The 24,488-nt window shown below is 45.7% G+C and carries 14 protein-coding genes; all 14 read left to right on the plus strand.

All coding sequences use genetic code 11. From position 1 onward, the window contains the following. The first annotated feature begins 77 nt into the window (after positions 1-77). The 14 genes from QZ407_RS05220 to QZ407_RS05285 all read left to right on the plus strand — a co-directional run bounded on the left by QZ407_RS05220 (position 78) and on the right by QZ407_RS05285 (position 24,488). Entirely contained in the window at positions 78-3,170 is a 3,093-nt protein-coding gene (locus QZ407_RS05220) for a DUF6298 domain-containing protein (RefSeq protein WP_295768298.1), read from the plus strand. 6 nt (positions 3,171-3,176) lie between these two features. Continuing rightward, positions 3,177-4,574 carry a glycoside hydrolase family 140 protein gene (locus QZ407_RS05225; protein ID WP_295768300.1) on the plus strand — a complete coding sequence of 466 codons (1,398 nt, stop codon included), beginning with the start codon at positions 3,177-3,179 and terminating at the stop codon, positions 4,572-4,574. A gap of 13 nt (positions 4,575-4,587) precedes the next feature. Next, positions 4,588-5,613 (plus strand): glycoside hydrolase family 43 protein, encoded by a 1,026-nt coding sequence (locus QZ407_RS05230; protein ID WP_295768302.1) that lies wholly within the window; start codon positions 4,588-4,590, stop codon positions 5,611-5,613. A gap of 21 nt (positions 5,614-5,634) precedes the next feature. Next, entirely contained in the window at positions 5,635-7,482 is a 1,848-nt protein-coding gene (locus tag QZ407_RS05235; protein WP_295768304.1) for a six-hairpin glycosidase, read from the plus strand. Next, entirely contained in the window at positions 7,482-8,918 is a 1,437-nt protein-coding gene (locus QZ407_RS05240; protein WP_295768305.1) for a sialate O-acetylesterase, read from the plus strand. Before QZ407_RS05235 ends, QZ407_RS05240 begins: the two co-directional genes overlap by 1 nt. A gap of 11 nt (positions 8,919-8,929) precedes the next feature. After that, the gene (locus QZ407_RS05245) at positions 8,930-11,719 is read left to right on the plus strand and encodes a glycoside hydrolase family 2 TIM barrel-domain containing protein (RefSeq protein WP_295768308.1); all 2,790 of its coding nucleotides are present in this window, start codon (positions 8,930-8,932) and stop codon (positions 11,717-11,719) included. Beyond that, positions 11,719-14,475: an alpha-L-rhamnosidase gene (locus tag QZ407_RS05250; RefSeq protein WP_295768310.1), complete on the plus strand. Its 2,757-nt coding sequence runs from the start codon at positions 11,719-11,721 to the stop codon at positions 14,473-14,475. Before QZ407_RS05245 ends, QZ407_RS05250 begins: the two co-directional genes overlap by 1 nt. A gap of 30 nt (positions 14,476-14,505) precedes the next feature. Beyond that, the gene (locus tag QZ407_RS05255; protein ID WP_295768312.1) at positions 14,506-15,234 is read left to right on the plus strand and encodes a DUF3826 domain-containing protein; all 729 of its coding nucleotides are present in this window, start codon (positions 14,506-14,508) and stop codon (positions 15,232-15,234) included. A gap of 7 nt (positions 15,235-15,241) precedes the next feature. Beyond that, positions 15,242-16,393 (plus strand): sialidase family protein, encoded by a 1,152-nt coding sequence (locus QZ407_RS05260; protein WP_295768314.1) that lies wholly within the window; start codon positions 15,242-15,244, stop codon positions 16,391-16,393. A gap of 145 nt (positions 16,394-16,538) precedes the next feature. Continuing rightward, complete coding sequence (locus tag QZ407_RS05265) at positions 16,539-18,002, plus strand: acetylxylan esterase (protein WP_295768317.1); 1,464 nt, start codon at positions 16,539-16,541, stop codon at positions 18,000-18,002. 150 nt (positions 18,003-18,152) lie between these two features. Next, positions 18,153-19,064, plus strand: coding sequence for a sugar phosphate isomerase/epimerase family protein (locus tag QZ407_RS05270; protein ID WP_295768319.1), 912 nt, complete (start codon positions 18,153-18,155; stop codon positions 19,062-19,064). 138 nt (positions 19,065-19,202) lie between these two features. Beyond that, positions 19,203-21,746, plus strand: a complete 2,544-nt coding sequence (locus tag QZ407_RS05275) for a right-handed parallel beta-helix repeat-containing protein (protein WP_295768321.1) — start codon at positions 19,203-19,205, stop codon at positions 21,744-21,746. Positions 21,747-21,797: 51 nt separating this feature from the next. Then, positions 21,798-22,883: a Gfo/Idh/MocA family oxidoreductase gene (locus QZ407_RS05280; RefSeq protein WP_295768322.1), complete on the plus strand. Its 1,086-nt coding sequence runs from the start codon at positions 21,798-21,800 to the stop codon at positions 22,881-22,883. Positions 22,884-22,892: 9 nt separating this feature from the next. Further along, positions 22,893-24,488 carry a sodium/solute symporter gene (locus QZ407_RS05285; RefSeq protein ID WP_295768324.1) on the plus strand — a complete coding sequence of 532 codons (1,596 nt, stop codon included), beginning with the start codon at positions 22,893-22,895 and terminating at the stop codon, positions 24,486-24,488.

Below are 24,488 nucleotides of genomic sequence, written 5' to 3' on the forward strand. Positions count from 1 at the left end.
TTAATTGGATGATAATTGATTCCGCTTTTAAAAGAAACATAAGAATTTTGGTTGGTTGCATGTTTGGGTGCGCGCTTATGTGCGCGCCCGCATGGGCCCAAAAAACAAACAAAGTTAAACCTCAACCACCGGTTGCCGCTGAAAAGAGCGGCAAACTTGTTTATGCGGTTGACGGTAAAGGCAATCGTATCCCTGATTATTCCTACGCAGGATACAAAGCTTCAGAACAACCTATACCCGATGCTGCGGTAAAGGTTGTTGTTCCTGTAAAGTTTGGCGATGCTACTGTACGCATACAGGCAGCAATTGATTATGTAGCATCGTTACCGGCAAACAAAAGCGGCCTTAAAGGTACAGTACTCTTACAAAAGGGGATTTACCAGGTAAACGGAAGCCTGATATTTAAATCTTCTGGCGTTGTGTTACGTGGCAGCGGGATGGGCAACGATGGTACCACGCTAATAGCCGCAGGTACTGATCGTGAAACTTTCATAAGAATTGCGGGTAAAGATGACCGCAAGGTTATCGACACTGTTAAAATAGCCGATGGCTATGTGCCGGTTAATGCTACTTCATTTACTGTAGCTGGCAAAAAATTTAAAGCAGGCGATCATATCTTTATTCGTCGCCCGAGCACTAAAAACTGGATTGACTTATTAAAGACCGATCATTTTGGCGGCGGTATCACCGCACTAGGCTGGAAACCCGGCGAGCGTGACGTAATATGGGACAGAACCATAACTGCAGTATCTGGCAATAAAATAAGCATTGATGCACCGCTTACTACAGCCTTGGATACTGCTTACGGAGGCGGTTTAGTAAATACCTATCAATGGGCAGGCCGTATCAACAACATCGGCATTGAGAATTTAAAGCTGCAATCGGCTTACGATGTGCAAAATCCTAAAGACGAAGCGCACCGCTGGATGGCTATCACAATGGAAAATGTTCAGGACGCCTGGGTACGCCAGGTAGCTTTTGAGCATTTTGCCGGTTCGGCTGTTTTTGTGCTCGAAACAGGTAACCGCATTACGGTGCAGGATTGCAGGTCCACTGCTCCTGTATCTGAGATAGGAGGGCAGCGCCGCTACACTTTTTACACCATGGGTGGTCAAACGTTGTTCCAGCGTTTGTATGCCGAGCATGGTTATCATGATTTCGCCGTGGGCTATTGTGCTCCCGGGCCTAATGCGTTTGTACAGTGCCAGGCATGGCAACCGCATAGCTTTAGCGGTGCTATCGACAGTTGGTCGTCGGGTGTGTTGTTTGATTTAACCAACATTGACGGGCAGGCACTTAGCTACATGAACCGTGGCCAAGACGGTCAAGGTGCAGGCTGGACCACAGCTAACAGCATGTTCTGGAACTGTACCGCAGGTCGTGTTGATTGCTACCAACCGCCGGGTGCTCAAAACTGGGCATATGGTACCTGGGCACAGTTTGCAGGTGATGGTCATTGGGAAGAATCGAACAATTCCATCAATCCGCGTAGCTTTTATTACGCGCAGTTGAAAGAGCGTTTAGGCAAAGAAGTTCCTAAAGAACAATCAGATATTTTACCTTTCGAAGGCGAAGCATCAAGCAGCCCAACTGTTGAGGTGGCTATGGCTTTAACGGCAAACTCAGTTAAGCCGGCAGTAACCATAGGCGATTGGGTAAACCAGGCATCACAGCGTAACCCTATAACAGTAAATGCTGGCGGTGCTAAGGCTATCGATCAAATTGGTTTTAAACAGCCCACTGCACCTTCGTTAGCCGCTAAAATGGCTATTAATAACGGTTGGTTAGTTAGAGGCAACACTGTACTCAGCGGTTCTCGTTCTGATTCACCATGGTGGAATGGTTCGGTTGACCCTGTGTATTTAAAAAAGAATGCTAAACCGGCAATTACCCGTTGGGTGCCAGGCCGTACCGGTACTGGTTTAACCGATGATTTAACCGATGTGGTTAACTGGATGCAGGATAAACACATTGCAGGCTTTGAGCAAAACTATGCCCTTTGGTACGAGCGCCGTCGCGATGATCATGAGCGCATACGCCGTATTGATGGTGATGTTTGGCCGCCGTTTTATGAGTTACCTTTTGCCCGCGGTGGTAAGGAAACGGCTTGGGATGGTTTAAGCAAATATGATCTAACTACTTACAATAAATGGTACTGGAACCGTTTGAAACAGTTTGCAACCCTGGCCGATCAAAAAGGTCTAGTATTGATTAATCACAGCTACTTTCAACACAATATTATTGAAGCCGGCGCACATTATGCTGATTTTCCTTGGCGCCCGGTAAATAATATAAACAATACCGGTTTTCCTGAACCTGTGCCATACGCAGGTGATAAGCGTGTGTTTATGGCCGAGCAGTTTTATGACGAAACACATCCGGTACGCCGTAAACTGCATCAGGCGTTCATCCGCCAAAATTTGGATGCATTTGCCGATAATAACGGGGTAATACAATTTATCAGTGCCGAGTTTACCGGTCCGTTACACTTCGCAAAGTTTTGGGTAGAAACCATACAACAGTGGGAAAAAGAGAAAGGTAAAAACGCAATTACCGGCATCAGCACCACTAAAGATGTACAAGATGCTATACTGGCTAATCCGGCCCTTTCGGCAGGTATCGATGTAATTGACATCCGTTACTGGCATTACCAGGCCGATGGAAAAGTTTACGCTCCTGCGGGTGGCCAAAACCTGGCACCACGTCAGCAGGCTCGGCAGTTTAAGCCTAAGGCAACATCTTTTGAACAAGTTTACCATGCTGTAAGCGAGTATCGCCAAAGATATCCTGAGAAGGCAGTGATTTACTCGGGCGATGGCTTTGACCGCTTTGGCTGGGCAGTCTTTATGGCTGGTGGTTCGTTGCCTAATCTTCCGGTGGGAGTTGATGGCAGATTACTGGCCGATGCATCTACCATGAAGATAGTGAGTTTAAACGGTGAGCCAAAAGATCAGTGGGCGTTGGGTAATGCTGCCAAAGATTTTATTATCTATAGCAACGCATCCAATATTGCTACCCCTGCGGTAGATGCCAATGCAAACTATGAGGTAAACTGGATAGATACCAAAACCGGCGAAACCATATCAACGGCTAAGCAAAAGGGTGCAAAGCTTACTTCCTTACAAAGCCCTGCCAGTGGTTCGGTAGTGCTGTGGTTAAAAAGAATTTAAAATACTATGTCTAAAAAAATCATCTGCATTGTGCTTTTGGCATTGGTAGGGTTAGCTTTTGTAGCCAACAAACCGGCCGATTTGCCTCAACTTAAAATATCAGCCAACCACCGTTACTTCATGACCGGTAACGACAAGCCTTTCTTTTGGCTGGGCGATACCGGCTGGTTGCTGTTTGCCAAACTTAACCGTGCAGAGGCTGAAAAATACCTGGAAATACGTAAACAACAAGGCTACAACGTAATACAGGTGATGGTAATTCATGATATTAAAGAAGTGAATGCCTATGGTGATTCTGCTTTAGTGGCATCAAACATTGCCAATCCTAAAGTTACGGAGGGAAATAGTCCAGATAACGCTGCTCAGTATGATTATTGGGACCACGTTGATTACATTGTTGATTTAGCTGCAAAAAAAGGTATTTACATGGCTTTAGTTCCTGTTTGGGGATCAGTGGTGAAATCAAAAAACCACGATGTGCCAGCCGAAAAAGCCAAAGTATATGCTGATTTTTTGGCTAAACGCTACCAAAATTGCAGCAACGTAATATGGATGAACGGTGGCGATATTGCAGGTAGTGATTCTACCCGCGTATGGAACACTATTGGCGCAACCCTGCGCGAGGGAAATCCTGATAAGTTAATTACTTACCACCCGCGTGGCCGTACGCAGTCATCTACCTGGTTTCATAATGAGCAGTGGTTAGATTTTAATACTTTTCAATCAGGTCACCGCACTTACGCGCAAGACACCTCTAAAAAAGACCTTAAATACGGTGAGGATAATTGGAAATACGTAAATGTTGATTACAACAAAACCCCCGTTAAGCCCACATTTGATGCCGAACCCTCTTATGAAAAAATTCCATGGGGATTGCATAATGTAAAGCTTCCACGCTGGACGGCTGCCGATGTACGCCGTTATGGTTACTGGTCGGTTTTTGCAGGTGGTTGTGGCTACACTTACGGTAATAACGACGTAATGCAAATGCATAAACCAACTGATAAGAAGGCTGCCTACGGTTCTAGAGATTATTGGTACAAATCTATCAATGATCCTGGTGCTAAACAGATGGTGTACATCAAAAAACTCATGTTATCACGCCCTTACTTCGAGCGCGTGCCCGATCAATCGCTTATTGCAGGTAAGCAAGGCACCCGTTATAATTATTTGCTGGCTACGCGTGGTAAAAACTACGCCTTCATTTATACTTACAACGGTAAAAACTTCTCGGTTAGTACCAGCAGTTTGCCGGGTACTAAAATTAAATCATCGTGGTTTAACCCGCGCACAGGAGCAACCACCGCTGGTACCACCCAGGCCAAAGCCAAAACTCTTGCTTTTAATCCACCGGGTGAACCTAAAAATGGTAATGACTGGGTGTTGATTTTGGATGCTATTTAAGAATGGAATGTTCATGATAGAAGGAAGTATAAACACCCTGTCATTTCGAGGAACGAGAGATCTTCTTAAAGCGTTCAGCTGCCCGGTTCTTAAGGTTTTCCCTCTGTCGTTCCGGATGACGAAGTTTGTTATGCTGATATGCTGTGTGCTTTTAATCACCTCATGCGCCGCTAAAAAAGACGTTTACCTTTTTACCTCATTCCACGAACCTGCCAACGAAGGTTTGCGGATGCTGTATAGCAATGATGGTTACCACTGGAATGATTTTAAGCACGTATTCTTGAAACCTGAAGCCGGCGATGCCAAAATAATGCGCGACCCGTCAATGGTGCAGGGACCGGACGGAACTTTTCACCTGGTGTGGACTACCGGTTGGAAAGGTGATTTGGGTTTCGGCTATGCATCATCAAAAGATTTGATTCACTGGTCGCCTCAGCAGCACATTAACATTATGGCTACCGAGCCAACTACCGTTAATGTATGGGCACCCGAAATATTTTACGATGACGTAAAGAAACAATACATCATTGTTTGGGCATCGTGCATACCGGGCCGGTTTCCTAACGGGCAGGAGGATGCTAACAATAACCACAGATTATATTACACCACTACAACTGATTTTAAAGCATTCAGCACGGCAAGATTATTTCTTAACCCCGGTTTCAGCGTAATTGATGCGCAGATTCTAAAACGTGGAAGCGAGGATTATGTGCTGGTAATGAAAGACAATACACGTCCTAACCGTAACATTTTGGTGGCTACTGCTAAAGATCCGCTGGGGCCATATAGTGATTATAGCAACAGGTTTACGGAGCTTTTCTCTGAAGGACCCAATGCTACCAAGGTAGGCAACAACTGGCTTATATATTATGACTCGTACCGCTTAAAGAGATATGGGGCTATGCAAACCACCGACTTTAAAACCTTTACCGATTTCTCGAAAAAGGTGACGGTGCCCGAAGGTCATAAGCACGGTACAATATTAAAGGTAACCAGGAAAACGTTAAATAATTTAAAGAAAGAAACAGGCGTGCAGTAATGCAGGCCCTTTTGTGTATTTATGAAGTTATTAAATAGTAAAAGTATTTTAACCGTTATAGCGGCTATAGGTATAACAACTGTTAACGCGCAGGATACGGTGCACTACAGCGGTAAAACCTTATCAAACGTTGATTACCATCACGGACAGTTAGTGCCGGTTATAGGTGTGCATAGTCAGCAGGTTTTTCGTGCTAACCGCGAGCACCCCGATCAGGCCGATGGTTTTGGCTTCACCTATAACCATGCGCCTATGCTGGCTTACTGGAATAAAACTTTTTATGTTGAATACCTGAGCGATAAGGTAGGTGAGAGTATTCCGCCGGGGCAAACGTTAGTAGTTACCTCAAAAGACGGCAACACCTGGACCAAACCTGTTGTGGTATTTCCTCAATACAAAATTCCCGACGGTACAACTAAACCTGGTAAAGAAGGGTTAGTAGCCAAAGATTTAATGGCTGTAATGCACCAGCGTATGGGCTTTTACACCTCAAAATCAAATCACCTGCTGGTATTAGGCTTTTATGGTATTTGCCTTGATGCAAAAGACGACCCGAACGACGGCCTGGGCATTGGCCGCGTAGTGCGCGAAGTGTTGCCTGATGGTAAGTACGGCCCTATTTATTTCATTCACTACAACCCAAAATGGAACGAGAGCAATACTTCATACCCGTTTTATAAAAAAAGTAAAAATAAGGCGTTTGTGCAGTCTTGTGATGAGCTGATGGCCAACCCGCTTATGATGATGCAGTGGGTAGAGGAAACTGACCGTAAAGATCCGATCATTCCCCTGCATAAAGAATACAAGGCATTTAATTATTATCACCTGACTGATGGTCGCGTGGTGGGCTTGTGGAAAAATGCATTAACCGCTATAAGTAAAGATGGTGGTAAAACATGGCCAAACGCTACCCGTGCACCACGCTTTGTAAATGCGGCAGCCAAAATTTGGGGACAAAAAACAAGTGATGGAAAGTATGCCACGGTTTACAATCCTTCGGAATACCGTTGGCCATTGGCTGTATCAGTTAGTAAGGATGGTTTAGATTATACCAACCTGTTGCTGGTAAATGGAGAGATATCAACCATGCGTTATGGCGGTAACTACAAGTCATACGGACCACAGTATATACGCGGTATTATTGAAGGTAATGGTACCCCGCCTGATGGTAAAATGTGGCTTACTTACAGTATGAACAAGGAAGACATCTGGGTGTCATCGGTACCCGTGCCGTTGACCGAAGTTGCAACCACCCATGCTAATGATAATTTTGCTCAGCTACCCGCCGGTAAAGAACTGGATAAATGGAATTACAACAGCGGTTTATGGACTCCCGTGTCTATTGATAAAGCGCCTGATGGCACTAAAAGCCTCGCTTTAAAAGATTGGGACCGTTACGATTATGCAAAAGCAGAACGTATTGTGCCTGCATCGGAAGTTTTGGAAACCGAATTTGTGGTTGTACCCGCTCAAAACAGTAACGGCCAGCTCGACATCGAGTTTCAAGATGCTAAAGGCCAGGCCGGAATCCGTTTGGCTTTTGATTCAACAGGTACGTTCAAAGGCAAATCAGGCTACCGATATAAAAACTTCATGAAGTATGAAGCTGGTAAAGAATACCACATCAAACTAAAATTGAATGTGAAGAACCGCTTTTACACCATGAATGTAAACGGTAAAGAACTGTCGCTATCATTAATGTTTGCACCGTTAACCAGTGTAAGCCGTATTGTGTTCCGCACTGGTGACGTACGCCGTTTTCCTGACGCCGATACGCCTACCGATCAAAGTTTTGACTTACCTAAGGCTGGTGACCCGGTTAAACAGGCGGCCTTCTACATTAAATCATTTATAACAAAAGGTAACTAATGTTCAGAGGGTTTTATAAAGCTTTTGGCGTAATGCTAACCGCCTGCTTAATGGCCGCTAATAGCTATGCTACAGTTGTGCTGCCTAAAATATTGGGTAATGGGATGGTGTTGCAGCGCAACCAGACGGTACCTGTTTGGGGCACTGCTGCTAAAGGCGAAAAAATTACCGTACGCTTTGCCGGCCAAACCAAAACTGCAATTGCAGATACGGGCGGTAAATGGCGAGTGTTTTTAAAATCAATGGAAGCATCAGCTAAAGGCAGGGACCTGGTAATTTCAGGTACTAATAAAATTGTGCTGAGCGACATTTTGGTGGGTGAAGTTTGGTTGTGCTCGGGCCAAAGCAATATGCAATACGAAATGCGTAAGAATAGCAAAGTTGCCCGTCCTGATACCAGCACGGCAAATTCGCCTATTGATGAGCTGGAGCGCGCTCATAACCCTGCTATCCGTATTTTTTTAGTCGATAGAAAACGCCAGGTAAAGCCCGATTCAACTCATAGTGGGTGGAGCATTGCGCAGGATTCGGCTTTGCGCGCATTTTCGGCAGCAGGATACTTCTTTGCTAAAAAAATTCATGCCGAATTGAAAGTGCCTGTAGGTATCATATCATCAGCCGTGAGCGGCAGCCGTATTGAGCCATGGATAAACGAAACCGCATTCAACTCTGAGCCCTATTTTAAAACTATTAAGGTTGACGGCGATCCGGGTAAATTTTATCATCCAATGATAGAAACCCTGGCTCCGTATGCCATTAAAGGGTTTTTATGGTACCAGGGCGAAAGTAACGTGGGCGAAACCATGAGCTACATTTACAAGATGCAGGTACTCATTAACAGCTGGCGCAAGCTTTGGGGTAATGATAAACTGCCATTCTATTACGTTCAACTGGCTCCCTACACAAATTCTGTAGATAAAAAGTTTACCAACGAAACCCTGCCCGAATTTAGGGAGGCGCAGGTACAGGTATTACAGATACCCCGTACGGGCATGATTGTAACTACCGATTTGAACGATAACGTGAAAAACATTCACCCACCGTTTAAGTGGGAAATAGGTCGTCGTTTGGCTTTAGTTGCGTTGGCTAAAACTTATGGCTTAAAAAATGAATACTCAGGGCCGGTTTACGCCGGAATGAGCGTAGACCGCGACCAGGTTATCCTGAAATTTGATCATGTGGGTAAAGGTTTAATCAGTAATAATGGTAAACCATTAACTCACTTTGTAATTGCAGGTGCCGATAAAAAGTTTGTGCCTGCCAACGTCATGATCAAGGACAATGTTTTGGTTGTTTCATCACCTGACATTAAAAAACCTGTAGCCGTGCGCTTTGCGTGGGACGAAGCAGCTCAACCCAATTTTTACAATAAAGACGGCTTACCGGCTATGCCTTTCCGCACCGATAATCCGCTAAAATATAAACCCGCTAATTGATACTGTTTTTAATGAAGCCTGTTTGCCGTTATATCTTCCTCATTGCCTTGCTAGCTTTAGCAGGTCTACAATCATTTGCTCAGCAAACACAAAAAATGTATCTGTCGGGTACCGGAAGCGACAAAACGGTAAACTGGCAATTCCACTGTTCTACCGGCCGTAACTCCGGCAAATGGACTACTATACCCGTACCATCAAATTGGGAATTGCAGGGCTTTGGCAAGTACAACTACGGCTGGGCCAAAGATACCGCCCGGGGCAAAGAAGTAGGGCAGTATAAGTATAAGTTCAAGGTTCCGGCATCGTTTAAAGGCAAAACCGTTCAAATAGTTTTTGAGGGTGCGATGACCGATACGGAGGTAAAAATAAATGGCAAGCCTGCCGGGCCAATTCACCAGGGCTCGTATTATGCCTTTAAGTATGATATTACGTCCCTAATAAAGTTTGATGGCACCAACCTGTTAGAAGCAACTGTTGCCAAGCATTCGGCCAATCAATCGGTAAATGAAGCTGAGCGCAAAGGGGATTTCTGGATATTCGGCGGCATATTCCGCCCGGTTTATTTGCAGGCTTTGCCGGTGCAACACGTTAGCCGCGTTGCGTTAGATGCACAGGCCAATGGCAGCTTTAAGGCGGATATGTACTTGAAAAATGCGCCTGCTAACAGCACGGCTTCTGTACAAATTACTACTTTAAGCGGTCAAACGTTAGGTAGCCCGGTAAATGCAACGGTTACGGCCGATTCGGTTGTGCACCTGCAAGCCAATGTGGCTAATCCTAAACAATGGTCGCCCGAAACACCTGATTTGTATAATGCGGTATTTACCCTTACCCAAAATGGCAAGGTATTGCATACAGTTACCAAGCGCTTTGGCTTTCGTACGGTAGAAGTTAAACAGCGTGATGGTGTGTATGTGAATGGCTTAAAGGTTAAATTTAAAGGTGTTAACCGCCATTCGTTCTGGCCTACAACGGGCAGGGCATTAAGCAAAGCACGTAGTGTTGAGGATGCCAACCTCATCAAAGATCTGAACATGAATGCAGTGCGCATGTCGCACTACCCGCCCGATGATCACTTCCTTGACGTGTGCGATTCGTTAGGTCTTTTTGTGCTGGATGAACTGGCCGGATGGCACGGGCACTATGATACCCCAACAGGTACCAAGCTTTTAAAGGAGATGATGGAGCACGATGAAAATCATCCGTCGATTGTTTTATGGGTAAACGGTAACGAGGGAGGGCACAACCGCGAGCTTGATCCGCTGTTTCGCAAGCTTGATATACAAAAACGTACTGTGCTACATGCCTGGGAAGATTTTGGCGGCTTTGATACTCAACACTACCGAGATTATAATTATGGCATTGGCACTTATGATAACGGCCACAGCATAGTAATGCCAACCGAATTTTTACACGGCATGTACGATGGCGGTCACGGTGCCGGTATTGATGATTACTGGAAGATGATGCTGGCAAATCCGCTTTCGGCAGGTGGTTTCCTGTGGGACTTTGCGGATCAGGGTGTGGTACGTACCGATTTGAACGGAAAAATTGATACTGAAAAGGATAAAGGCCCCGACGGAATAGTTGGCCCTTATCACGAAAAGGAGGGAAGCTTTTTTACCGTAAAAGAAGTATGGTCGCCGGTGTTTTTTGAGCGTCGCGAAATTGCTTCGGGCTTTGATGGCGTATTTCACCTGGAAAACCGTTATAATGTAACCAACCTGAATCAATGTACCTTTACCGGTAAACTGGTGAGGATAAAAGATACCTATGGCAAAGCCAAGCCTGCCGAATTGGATATTGCCATTACCTCGCCTAATATTAAACCTTGGGAAAAAGGCGACCTCAAAGTCAATATGCCATCCGACTATAAAAGCTATGACTTTTTATACATTACCGTAACGGATAACCACAAGCGGGAGTTATTTACCTGGAGCTGGCCTATAACCAAACCTGAAAGGGTTGCCCGCAAAATTGTGGTTAAAGATGGTAAGCAGAGCATTGATGTTACCACGGTCGATTCGCTTTACCAGGTTAGCGCCAACGGCATCAAACTATGGTTTAGCAAAGCCAACGGCATGCTCAAAAAAGTAGAAAACGCTAAAGGTGTCATTCCATTCAATAACGGCCCGGTATTGCAGGAAGGCGCCAATAACTTTAAAAACTTCACGCAAAAGCTCGACGGCAAAAATGTGGTTATCGAATCGACCTTTGACCGCAAGGCCGCTTACAATACTTTACAATGGACAGTCTACCCAACCGGTTGGGTTAAAATGCAGGTACGCTATTTCCCGGGCGATTACTTCACCAATTTCGTAGGCGTAAACTTTTCGTTCCCCGAAAAGGAAATGAAAGCGGTAGAATACATGGGCAGCGGCCCATACCGTGTTTGGAAGAACCGCATGAAGGGCAACAAACTGGGTGTTTGGAAAAAGGACTATAACGATACCGAAACCGGGCAAAGCTGGAATTACCCGGAGTTTAAGGGCTACCATGCTAACATGTACTGGTGTAAATTTATCACTACCGGTCAGCCGTTTACCGTGCTAACTGATGATGAAGACACGTTTTTCCGCCTGTTTACGCCAACACCTCATGACGACCAGTGGCATAATTATGTAGTTAAATTCCCTTCGGGCGATATATCATTTATGCAGGGCATAGGCGCTATTGGCAACAAAACCCTGGGTGCCGAAGATACCGGACCCATGGGCATGAAGCACATTTTTTACGATTACGAGAAAGAGCCGATGCGTGCCAAGGAAATGAACCTTTATTTTGATTTTTCGGGAAGATAATGATGAAGTTATTTAAATATACAAAAGCGGTTTTACTGGGTTTGCTTATCAGCGCAAATGTATTTGCAGCCGATATACAACTGCAAAATTTGCGTTGCGAAATGTTGGTTAATCCGCAGGGAATTGATGTTACACAGCCGCGTTTAAGCTGGCAGTTAACCGGTAGCGGCCGTAATATTCAGCAAACTGCTTATGAAGTCCTGGTATCATCATCGGCTGCAAAGCTGGCTGCTGGTCAGGGCGACTTGTGGACTTCGGGTAAGGTATTTTCTGGTGAGTCGGCAATGATAGCCTACAAAGGCAAAGTGCTTAAAAGCGGTACCGCCTGTTACTGGAAGGTTAAAGTTTACACCAACAAAGGTAATAGTGAATGGAGCACTCCAGCTAAATGGAGCATTGGTTTACTTAACGCCAACGACTGGAAAGGTAAATGGATAGGCTACGAAAAAGGCTTTCCTTGGGACAGCGTATCTAAATTCTCGCGGCTTTCGGCGCGTTACTACCGCAAAGAGTTTTCATCTGCAGCAAAAGTTAAAAGAGCTACCGCCTACATATCAGGTCCCGGCCATTTCGAGTTATACATCAACGGCAAAAAGGTGGGCAACGAGGTATTGTCTCAAATGCCAACTGATTATACCAAATCGGTTCAATACAGCACTTATGATGTTACCATCGATGTAAAACCAGGCAAAAATGCCATTGGCGCCGTTTTGGGTAATGGCCGTTACTTTACCATGCGCCCTAAGTACAAGCCAAAAAAGATTAAGGAGTTCGGTTTTCCAAAAATGCTGGTGCAGTTGGATTTGGAGTACGCCGATGGCCATCACCAATTAGTGGTAAGCGACCAAACCTGGAAGATGACCGCCGACGGACCTATCCGCAGCAACAACGAGTATGATGGTGAGGAATATGATGCTACCAAAGAACTAACCGGCTGGAGCAAAGTGGGCTATAACGCCGCCAAATGGTTAAATCCCGAGTTGGTGGATGCACCGGGTGGTAAGCTGGTAGCTCAAATGAGCGAACCCATTAAGGTAATGCAAACCATTCAGCCTAAAAAACTGAGCGAGCTAAAAACCGGTACCTGGATTATGGATATGGGTCAGAACATGACCGGCTGGATCAAATTAAAGGTAAAAGGAAAACGTGGTGATAAGGTTACCATGCGTTTTGCAGAAACTTTGCAAAAAGATGGCAGTTTATACGTTGCCAACCTGCGCGATGCCAAGGTTACTGATGTGTATACCTTAAAAGGCGGTATAGAAGAAACATGGCATCCTGTGTTTGTGTATCACGGCTTTAGATATGTTGAAATTACCGGCTACCCCGGCAAGCTCAAAGAAAGCGATTTTACAGGTGAGGTAGTTTACGACGCATTGGCTACCATCGGCCAGTTCGAAACATCTAATGATGTGATTAATAATGTATACCGCAACACCTGGTGGGGTGTAGCCGGAAACTATAAAGGTATGCCGGTTGATTGTCCGCAACGCAACGAGCGTATGCCTTGGTTGGGCGATAGGGCTACCGGTTCCTTAGGCGAAAGCTTTATTTTTGATAACCATAAGCTGTACGCTAAATGGATGGACGATATTGAAGAGTCGCAAACCGCAGAAGGTGCCATTCCTGATGTAGCGCCGGCTTACTGGAACTATTACAGCGATAACATGACCTGGCCGGCTACTTATGTACTCATTGCCGATATGTTGTACAAACAGTTTGGCGATGCTCGTCCGGCCGAAAAGCATTATGCATCCATGAAAAAATGGCTTACCTACATGAAGGGTAAGTACATGAAGGACTACATTGTAACAAAAGATAAATACGGCGACTGGTGCGTTCCGCCCGAATCGCCGGAACTGATACATGCAAAAGACTCAACCCGTACCACCAACGGACAATTGATTGCTACGGCATACTATTACCGTATGCTTTTCCAAATGAAGCGCTTTGCGCAAATGTTTGGTAAACAGGATGACGCTAAAGAATTTTCGGCGTTGCAAGGCAAAATTGCCGATGCGTTTAACGCTAAGTTCTATAACGCCCAAACGCAGCAATACGATAATGGTACGGTAACTGCAAACTTACTGCCGCTGTACTTTGATATTACCCCGGTAGCTAACCGCAAAGCCGTGTTTGAAAACATTGTAAAACGTGTAACTACCATAGATAATAATCACATCGCTACGGGCGTAATTGGCACCCAATGGTTGATGCGCGGACTGACCGAATACGGCCGCCCGGATTTGGCTTACCGTATTGCTACTAACAAAGACTATCCAAGCTGGGGATATATGGCTGAGCGTGGTGCTACCACTATTTGGGAACTTTGGAATGGCGATACTGCCAACCCAAGCATGAACTCGGGCAACCACGTCATGTTACTGGGCGACCTGATTGTTTGGTATTATCAAAATTTGGCCGCTATTAAAGCAGGCATTAATCAGCCCGGCTTTAAGCAGGTGATTATGAAACCAACCCTGCCTGATGGATTGAAGTTTGTAAAATCATCTTACAAAACTCCTTACGGTTTGGTAAAAAGCGAGTGGAAAAAGGGAAGCAACTTTAACTGGAATATCAGCATACCGGCTAATGCAACAGCATTGATATCTATCCCTGCAAAAGCGGCCGATGATGTTACCGAAAGCGGTAAAAAGGCTGCCGAAGCAGAGGGCTTAAAGTTTGTAAAGATGGATAAAGGCTATGCCGTTTACGAGGCTGGCTCGGGTAACTACAGCTTTAAATCGGATTTATAAGAGAAGAACCAATATATAAACCAAACCGATATGAAGAAGTATTTTAAAACAACATTAGCATTGGCAGCGGCTTCGTTGCTCACCGTAGGTGCTTATGCCCAAAACACGGCAACTACGCCTGATGTTAAGCCAATGAGTGCCGAGGCCCGTGCAAAATCTGACGAGGAAACTGATAAACGTGCTGCTGAATGGGTAGCCTCATTAAACCTTAATAATCCGGCTAAAGAAACCGCGGTTAAAGGAATTATTGCTACGCACCTGAAAACCATCCGAGACTGGAATAATGAGCATCCGGCTTCAACAGTTCCTGCAGGTATAAACCCGGCCACGGGCAATCCGCTCAGCGCGGTTGATAGGCAGGTAATTGCCATTTCGGCGATGCCCAAATCAGTACATGAAAACCTGATGACCGGCCTGCGCCAAAATCTGGATGAAGCACAGGTAGAAGCCATATTGGATAAATACACCATTGGTAAGGTGGCCTTCACCATGAATGGCTATCGTTCCATTGTACCCAACCTTACCCCTGAAGAAGAAAAAGTGCTGACCGCTAACCTGAAAAAGGCTCGTGAGCAGGCGGTGGATTATAAAAACATGACCCAGATATCGGCCATTTTTGAAATATACAAAACCAAGAACGAGCAATACTTAAACACCCATGGCCGTAATTGGCATGATTTGTTTAAGGCCTACACTGATGCCGTAAAAGCTAAAAAGGCTGCTGCCAAAGCTGCTGCTGAAGCCAAACCGGCTAATTAAATATATAATGATGAAGTTTACCTCCCTGATAAAAAAATGTGCTCCGGCATTATTGCTGGCTGCAACGCTAGGTGCGAATGCGCAAAGCATAAGCAATCCATGGCGCAGCGGCATAATAACCGATGAGTTTATTTATGAGAAAGCACCTTATAAGGAATGCCACTCGTCGACCATTGTTGAAACGCCCAAAGGTTTAGTGGCCGCGTGGTTTGGCGGTACCAAGGAGCGTAACCCTGATGTATGTATTTGGGTAAGCCGCCGTGTAAACGGAAAGTGGACTGAGGGCATCAATGTTGCTAACGGTATTCAAAACGATACTTTGCGTTACCCAACCTGGAACCCTGTGCTGTACCAGATTCCTAAGGGTGATTTGTTATTATTCTATAAAATTGGTCCAAGCCCCTCAACCTGGAAAGGGTACTTAAAGCGCTCAAAAGATGGTGGCCTAACGTGGGGAGCTCAGGAGGCTTTACCAGAGGGATATTTAGGCCCAATCAAAAATAAACCGGTATTAGTTGGCAAAAACCTGTTTTGCCCAACCAGTGTAGAGGGCAAAGGCGGTTGGAGAATTCATTTTGAAGTTACTGCAGACTGGGGTAAAACCTGGAAGCAAATTGAGGTAGCCAAAGGACCGGATACTTTGGAAGGTATACAACCAAGCATCTTAGTACATAAGGATGGTCGCTTACAATTATTAGCCCGTAGCCGTAACCGTGCATTGCTAACGGCATGGTCGAGCGATAAAGGAATGACCTGGACACCGTTATTTAAAACCAACCTGCCCAACAATAATTCGGGTACTGATGCCGTAACGTTACAGGATGGTCGTCAGCTTTTGGTTTACAACCACGTGTTGCCGCCGGGTAAACTGGCTAAAGGCCCGCGTACGCCGCTAAACGTGTCATTATCAAAAGACGGTAAAAACTGGTATGCAGCTTTAATCTTAGAGGATTCGCCCATCAGTCAGTATTCGTACCCTTCGGTCATTCAAACTAAGGATGGCATGATCCATTTCATCTACACATGGCGCCGTCAGCGCATTAAACATGCCGTTGCTGACCCTAAGAAGTTGAAACTGGTAGAAATCAAGAACGGCGAATGGCCAGAAGTTAAAGGTTATAAACTTCCGGAAATAAAAAGCGACAGTAAGGATCTATAAGATGGTTGATATACTTAACGCACTAACATTTGTAAACCTCTTCTCGCGGCATCAGGGCTGTGCGGCAACTTCCGTCGTAGGTAAGAGCACTGCATTAAGTAGCACAGAACGTAGCCGCAAGTTTTCTTTTTGGTACCTTTTTCTTTTGTATAAAAGAAAAAGTACATCCACAGTCAGGAGTTCAATCACGTTACCTATCCTAACAGGGCACCGTACAAAGTTTACAGTACTAGCGTTAGGAGTATCGTTATTTGTTAACGCTATTGCCTTTGCACAAAACACCTCTGATAACGAATACAAGAAACCCCTTAAACAGGTTCTGGCCGAAGTTGAGGCCAAATTCAACGTAAAGGTTAAGTATTCGGAAGATATGGTGGAAGACCGTTGGGTGCCTTATGCCGACTGGCGTTACAAACCGACCGCAGCCAAAACATTGGCTGCGGTACTCGCTCCGCTGGATATGAAGGTGAATGAGGAGAAGCCCGGCAACTTTAAACTGAAATATTACGAGTACTCACGCTTAACGCCCGAGGAGGGGAAAGAGAAATTGGCTTACTTATCTTCATTTTACACTGATAAGGCCACTTGGGAGAAGCGTAAGGCTGATCTGCGTCCTTGCATGTATGAAGCTTTGCAATTGTCGCCTATGCCGGCTAAGCCAAAGTCGAAACCCATTATTACCAATAAACGGGTAATGGATGGTTATACTATAGAAAACATTGCTATTGAAACCCTGCCCGGCGTTTATGTATGCGGATCATTATACAAGCCGCTAAAAATAAAAGGCAAAATACCTGTAGTGCTTTGCCCCGACGGACATTTTGGCGACGGCCGTTACCGTGCAGATGGGCAGTACCGTTATGCCATGCTGGCCAAAATGGGCGCTATGGCTATCAGCTACGACCTTTTTGCCTGGGGCGAATCGTTGCTGCAGTTTGAAGGTAAAGACCATCGTCGTAGCCTGGCCATGACTATACAGGCGCTCAACAGTATGCGTATACTCGATTACCTGTTATTGTTAAAAGAGGCCGACCCAACCCGTGTAGCTATTACCGGTGCATCGGGTGGCGGCAGCCAAACTATGCTGATTACCGCATTGGATGACCGCATTAAACTAAGCGTGCCGGTGGTGATGTTGTCGAGCTACTTTTCGGGCGGGTGCCCATGCGAAAGCGGTATGCCCGTACATTTATGTGGAGGCGGTACTAATAATGATGAGCTGGCAGCCATGGCGGCACCGCGTCCACAACTGGTTATTTCGGATGGTGGCGACTGGTCGGCCAATGTGCCTGATACCGATTTTCCTTACCTGCAAAAGATATATGGCTACTACGGCAAACCAGAAATGGTTGCCAATTCGCATTTCCCTAAAGAGGGGCATGACTACGGTAAATCAAAACGCCTGGCCATGTATGATTTTGTAGCTAAGCAGTTCAATTTAAATATAGCCGCCGTTAAAGGTGCCGATGGCAAAGTTGACGAAAGCAAGGTGAATATAGAAAAATATCCGGCTATGTATGTGTTCGGTGAAAAAGGCGAGAAACTGCCGGCCAACGCGATACATAGCTTTGCTGAATTGGAGAAGGTTTTTACAGCGGCAAAGAAATAACCCCTCCTAATCCTCCCGGGGAGGGAGGACTTTAATGCAGTTTGCGTTAGGGATAGCAGCGTAAAGCCCGGAGTTTAGTGATAGCGAAACGAGGACTTGCAGCGGATAGCCCGGGCCGAAGGCAACGCCCGAATAAAAGAATTGAAAAATATGAAATCTACCAAAACCACACGTCGCGGCTTTATTGCTCAAACATCTATGCTTGCTGCTGGGCTTGCTCTGTCGCAAAGCGGTTGTGCATCGTTATTGGGAGGTGCGTCTAAAGGCGGTCGTTATAAAGTGGCAGTAGTTGATTTGATGATATTGAAGCGTCAGAAATTAGGGGCATTCCAATTAGCAAAAGACATAGGTGCCGATGGAGTAGAGGTAGATATGGGCGGATTGGGCAACCGACCGACCTTTGAGAACCAGTTAGCTCAGCCCGAAATAAGGCAACAATTTTTGAATAAAGCCAAAGAGCTGAATTTGGAGATATGTTCATTAGCCATGACGGGATTTTTTGCCCAGTCGTTTGCTAAGCGTGATGGGGTAGACCGCATGGTGCAGGATTGCATTAATACCATGAAGGCTATGAACGTAAGGGTGGCATTCTTACCGTTTGGTGTAAATGCCGACCTGATCAAGAATCCGGAGCTTCGTCCTGCTGTAGTTGAACGCCTGAAGATGATTGCGCCAAAAGCAGAAGAAGCAGGTGTGGTGATTGGCATTGAATCCGCACTGAACGCTACTGAGGAAGCTAAGCTGCTGGACGAGGTAGGTTCAAAAGCGATAAAAAGCTACTTTAATTTTTCGAATGCATGGACTAACGGCCGCGATGTGTGCGAGGAGTTGCAAATTTTAGGCAAGAAACGCATTTGCCAGATACACTGCACCAACACCGATGGTTCATGGCTGCAAAACGACCCAAAAGTGGATTTAAAAAAGGTTAAGAAAACTCTTGATAAAATGAGGTGGGCAGGCTGGCTGGTGATAGAACGTTCGCGCGATGCTAAAGACCCACGCAATGTGAAGTGGAATTTTACAGCTAATACCGCGTATGTGAAGTCGATTTTTCAGGGGTAGATGAAGCAATAATGTAATCCACCCTGTCATCCTGACGCAGGAGGAACCTTGTTCGAAGTGCACGGCTTGCCCACATGAACAAGATTTCTCGTTCCTCCAAATGACAAGGTAGGTAAAATGAATATTAGAACAACACACATGAATAATGCGCTACGCAAATTACTCTTCCTGTTAACGATACTTGTCCTCTCGGCAGGCGTGCGTGCGGCTAATATTTATGTGTCGCCTAAAGGAAATGATGCCAATGATGGTACCAAGGGCAGCCCCAAAGCTACGCTGAACGCTGCATTACGGCAGGCACGTGAGCTGCGCAGGCTGAATGATGAAAGCGTTAAAAACGGTATTCATATTATACTGGCCGGTGGCGAGTACAGGTTAAACGAGCCGGTGTTTATTCGTCCCGAAGATTCGGGAACGGCGGCATCGCCTACGTGGATTGAGGCCGCCGCTAATGAGCAACCGGTTTTAAGCGGGGGCGTTGATATTAAGGGCTGGAGAAAAGTTACTGCTAAGGTAACCGGTTTGCCTGCGCTTGCACAAGGTAAAGTTTGGGTGGCCGATGTTCCGATGTTGGAGGGGCAGGCCTTGCTGTTTCGCCAGTTATGGGTAAACGGAAAGAAGGCCGTTCGTGCCCGCGATGTAGATAATGATAATTTGATGAATCGCATCCTTTCGCTCGACAAGGCGAAGCAGGAAATGTGGTTACCTGCACCCAAAATCAAGACTGGAGCCATAGGCCAAATGGAAATGGTGATACACCAAATGTGGGCCATAGCCAATTTGCGAATTAAGACGCTGACAGTTGAAGGTGATAAAGCTAAAGTTACCTTTCAGCAACCCGAAAGCCGTATACAGTTTGAGCACCCCTGGCCGCAGGCGGTGATAGATAAGGATAAAAAGATGAATGGCAATTCGGCTTTTTATTTAACTAATGCTATAGAGTTTTTAAGCCAGCCGGGCGAGTGGTATGCCGATGCTAAAACCAATAAAATATACTACTGGCCACGCAACGGCGAAACCATGACTAGCGCAAAGGCGGTTGCCCCCACGCAGCAAACGCTGTTAAAAATGACCGGCACCGCCGACCGCCCTGTGAGCTATGTGTATGTAAAAGGTGTATGCTTTGAGCATGCTACCTGGTTGCGCCCGTCGCAGCAAGGCCACGTACCACACCAGGCCGGCATGTACATGACCGATGCCTACAAGCTGAAAGTGGCTGGTACTCCAGAAAAGAAAGGATTGGAGAACCAAGCCTGGGTTGGCCGCCCGGCAGCGGCGGTTGAAGTAGCTTATGCTCATCATACCGGTTTTGAGGGCTGCCGTTTTGAGCACATGGCATCAACCGGGCTAGATTACCAGCGCGGAACACACGATAACGAAATTAAAGGTAATTTATTTAGAGATATAGGTGGAACAGGTATACAGGTAGGTGCATTTTCGGACGAGGCCTTTGAAGTTCACCTCCCTTACAACCCTGAAGATAAGCGCGAGGTTTGTACCAACGAGCGCATTAATAACAACCTCATTACCGATGTTACCAACGAAGATTGGGGCTGTGTAGGCATTAGCACCGGCTATGTAAAAAACATCAGCATAGAGCATAACGACATTAGCGAAGTATCGTACAGCGGCATCAGTATGGGCTGGGGCTGGACGAAGCTTAATAATGTTATGAGCGGCAATAAAATAACTGCTAATAAAATATCCCGCTATGGTAAGCACTTGTACGATGTATCGGGTATTTACACACTTTCGGCGCAACCCGGTTCCGTTATTGCCGAAAACTATATAGACAGCGTTTACAAGGTGCCTTATGCGCATGATGTACACCATTGGTTTTACCTGTATTGCGATGAAGGTTCATCAGGTTTTACTGTAAAAAACAACTGGACTCCGGCTGATAAATTCCTGCAAAATGCCAACGGGCCTGATAATAAATGGGAAAACAATGGTCCGCAGGTAGTCAACAGCATAAAGCAAAATGCTGGTTTGCAGGATGGCTATAAGCACCTTTTCAAAAACGTATCAACTACAGCCACGTCGCCAATAAACTATGTAGGTTATGATGCTTATGCCGATAATCCGCAGGTAATTGAGATAGTAAATACCGATGATAAAGCTGTAGAGCAGGTGAAAGACCTGTGCATCCGTAACGGTATTCCTAAGTCGGCGGTTTACCAATGGACTAACCGCGTGGTGATCTTCGGCTACATACCTAATGCCGAAAGCCAGGTAAATAAACTGAAAGAGATGTTCCCTAAAGCGGAGGTGAAGTTATATACTGACAGGTTTTACACCTTTAACCGTAAAAAATACTGTCCTGATGGTAAAATTGTTGCCGAGTGGGACAACATAATCCTTAGCACAAACCTGGTTGCCGATACCCAAAAGCAACAAGAGTATCTAAACTACCACGCCACCCAGTTTACCAAGTGGCCTGAGGTAAGCAAAGGTTTCTGTAATGCCAGCTTCCAACAATTGGTTATATTAAAGAATGGCCGCCAGCTTATGCTGATCATCAGCATCCCCAAAGGTGAGAACCTTGACAAGCTGAACCCCAAAACAACCGAAAACAACCTCAGGGTTAACGATTGGAACAAGATCATGAGCCAGTACCAGGAGGGTGTTAAAGGTACAAAGCCGGGCGAGGTGTGGGTGTTCTTTCAACCTACGGGAAAATGAGGTTTTAGGTAAACAATTTGAAGTTTTATAAAGAAATACGAATATAAAGTTATGCTGAAAATAGGAATTTTAGGTTTGGGTGAAGGTCGCAGCACCATGTCGGCGGCGTTGCAAAGTTCTAAATGCGAGTTGACCATGGTTTGCGACCGCAACCTCGATATGTGTAAAAAACGTGCCGAGGAATTCAACTTTCATAGCTATACCACCGAGTATGATGAAATGCTAAACAACCCCGAAATTGACCTGATTGCCATTTACACGCCCGATCACCTGCATGCTACGCACGTAAAACAGGCGCTTTCGGCCGGTAAGCATGTTATTTGTACCAAACCGTTTATTGATGATCTTAGCGATGCTGTTGAGCTTATCCAGCTTTCAGAATCAACCGGTAAAAAAGTGTTTATTGGCCAAAGCTCACGCTTTTTTGAGCCGGCCAAACGTCAGCGTGAAGATTTTGAAGCAGGCTTAATTGGTGAGTTAATTACTATCGAAGCTCAATATCATGCCGATCACCGCTGGTTCCTGGAAAAACCTTGGGCATTGGAGCAGGCCTTTAAATGGCTGTACGGTGGTTTAAGTCACCCGGTTGATTTTATACGTTGGTATTTACCTAATTTAGAAGAAGTGATGGGTTATGGGATGATCAGCGCTAACGGTCAAAAAGCTGGACTGAAAAACGAGGATACCATGCACTTCATCTTTAAGGCTACCGACGGCCGTATTGCCCGTGTGAGTGGCTGTTATACCGGCCCGACGCAACCAGCCCAGCGCGATAGCGGTATGAGCACTATTCTCCGGGGAACAGAGGGGGCTTCGCAAGCCGATTACCATGAGTTACGCTATGCCGTTACCGATAAAACCGGCGAAGAAAAAATCATTGTTTGGGGCGATTCAACCTTAAAATATTACTTCCGCTTTGAGGGGCAGAGCCATCACGCAGGCGAATACCAGAATTACCTGGAATATGTAGCTGATTGCATTGCCAACGGACAAACCGCTTACCCTGATGTAAAAGAGGGCGTAGGCACCGTAGCGCTTCTACAAGCTATGGACCGCTCGCTTAAAACCGGCGCACCGGTAAAAATTAACGATATATTGGCCGAGTACGGCATTTTACCTGATACACTTACAGCCTAAACTTACGGCATGGGAAACATTGTACAACATTTAACCTTGCTCGATTACGCCATTGTTGCCGCCTATTTGGGGGTGCTGATGTTTTTGGGTGTGCAGGCCAGTTTTAAAAACCGCAAACGAGGCGACGAGGAAGGAACTTTGTTCCTAGGCGATAAATCGCTGGTCTGGTCAAGCATCGGCTTCAACATGTGGGGTACTAACGTAGGCCCGTCTATGCTGGTAGCTTTTGCTGGTGTTGGCTTCAGTACGGGCATTGTGGCCGTTAACTTTGATTGGTATGCCTTTGTGTTTTTAATGCTGCTGGCATTGGTGTTTGCCCCGCGTTACCTGGCTGCCAAAGTAAATACCATGCCCGAGTTTATGGGTAACCGCTACGGCGATTCTACCCGTACCATTTTGGCCTGGTATGCGCTAATCAAAATTCAGATCTCTTGGCTGTCGCTTGGTCTTTATGCAGGCGGAACGTTAGTAAGGCAGATATTAGGTATACCCATGTGGGAATCGGTTATTGTGCTGGTGGCCTTTGCCGGTTTGTTTACCTATATGGGCGGTTTAACGGCTATTGCCAAGGTAAACGTTTTCCAGATGTTACTGCTTATAGGCGTATCTATTTTACTTACTGTTTTGGGTTTGCAACGCGCAGGGGGCTTATCTAACGTAATTAGCCAAACACCGTCAGGCTTCTGGAATTTACTACATCCAACAACTGATACATCTTACCCTTGGCATGCCATTTTATTGGGTTACCCGGTTGCTGCCGTAGCCTTCTTTTGTACCGATCAATCTATGGTGCAATCGGTATTGGGTGCCCGTAATCTTGAGCAAGGGCAACTGGGTGTTAATTTCATCGGCTGGTTAAAAATTCTTTCGCTGCCGCTGTTCATATTCACCGGTATACTTTGCCGCGTTATTTTCCCTGATTTAAAAGACGAAAATCTGGCCTACATGACTATGGTGACCAACTTGTTCCCTGCAGGATTGAACGGTTTGGTAATTGTGGTATTAATAGCCGTTTTGGTGGGTACCATAGGCTCGTCGCTAAACTCGCTGAGTACTGTATTTACCATGGATATTTATGCCGAGCGTATTAATAAAAATGCAACCAACAAGCAACTTATCAGTGTTGGCCGCATGTCTATCATTGTGGGTTGTATCTTGTCGGTAGGGGTAGCCATTGCGCTGGATAGCATTAAAGGCTTGAAGTTTTTTGATGTGTTCCAGTCCATATTAGGCTTTATTGCACCGCCTTTATCGGTGGTGTTCCTGCTTACTGTTTTCTGGAAACGTACAACCAAGCTGGCGGTTAACACGGTGCTTTCGGCTGGTTCGGCGTTCAGCTTGCTGGTGGGTATATGTTACCTGTGGGTTTTTCCTAAAGATGTATATACTTTTTGGCCGCATTACTTGTTGCTGTCGTTTTACACGTTTGCTTTCCTGATGGTGGTTGCCATCATCGTATCGCTGGTTGACCCTAATCCTAAGGTTTACATAGCCAATATTAACGAAGTAAAAAATACACCGCAAACAACATCCAAAGTTAAAATGGCCTGGGTGCTGTTAACCGTGGTGATGATTGGCTTATACTTATATTTTAACGGACATTAA

It is taken from the genome of uncultured Mucilaginibacter sp. (assembly GCF_913773635.1).
Taxonomy (GTDB): Bacteria; Bacteroidota; Bacteroidia; order Sphingobacteriales; family Sphingobacteriaceae; genus Mucilaginibacter.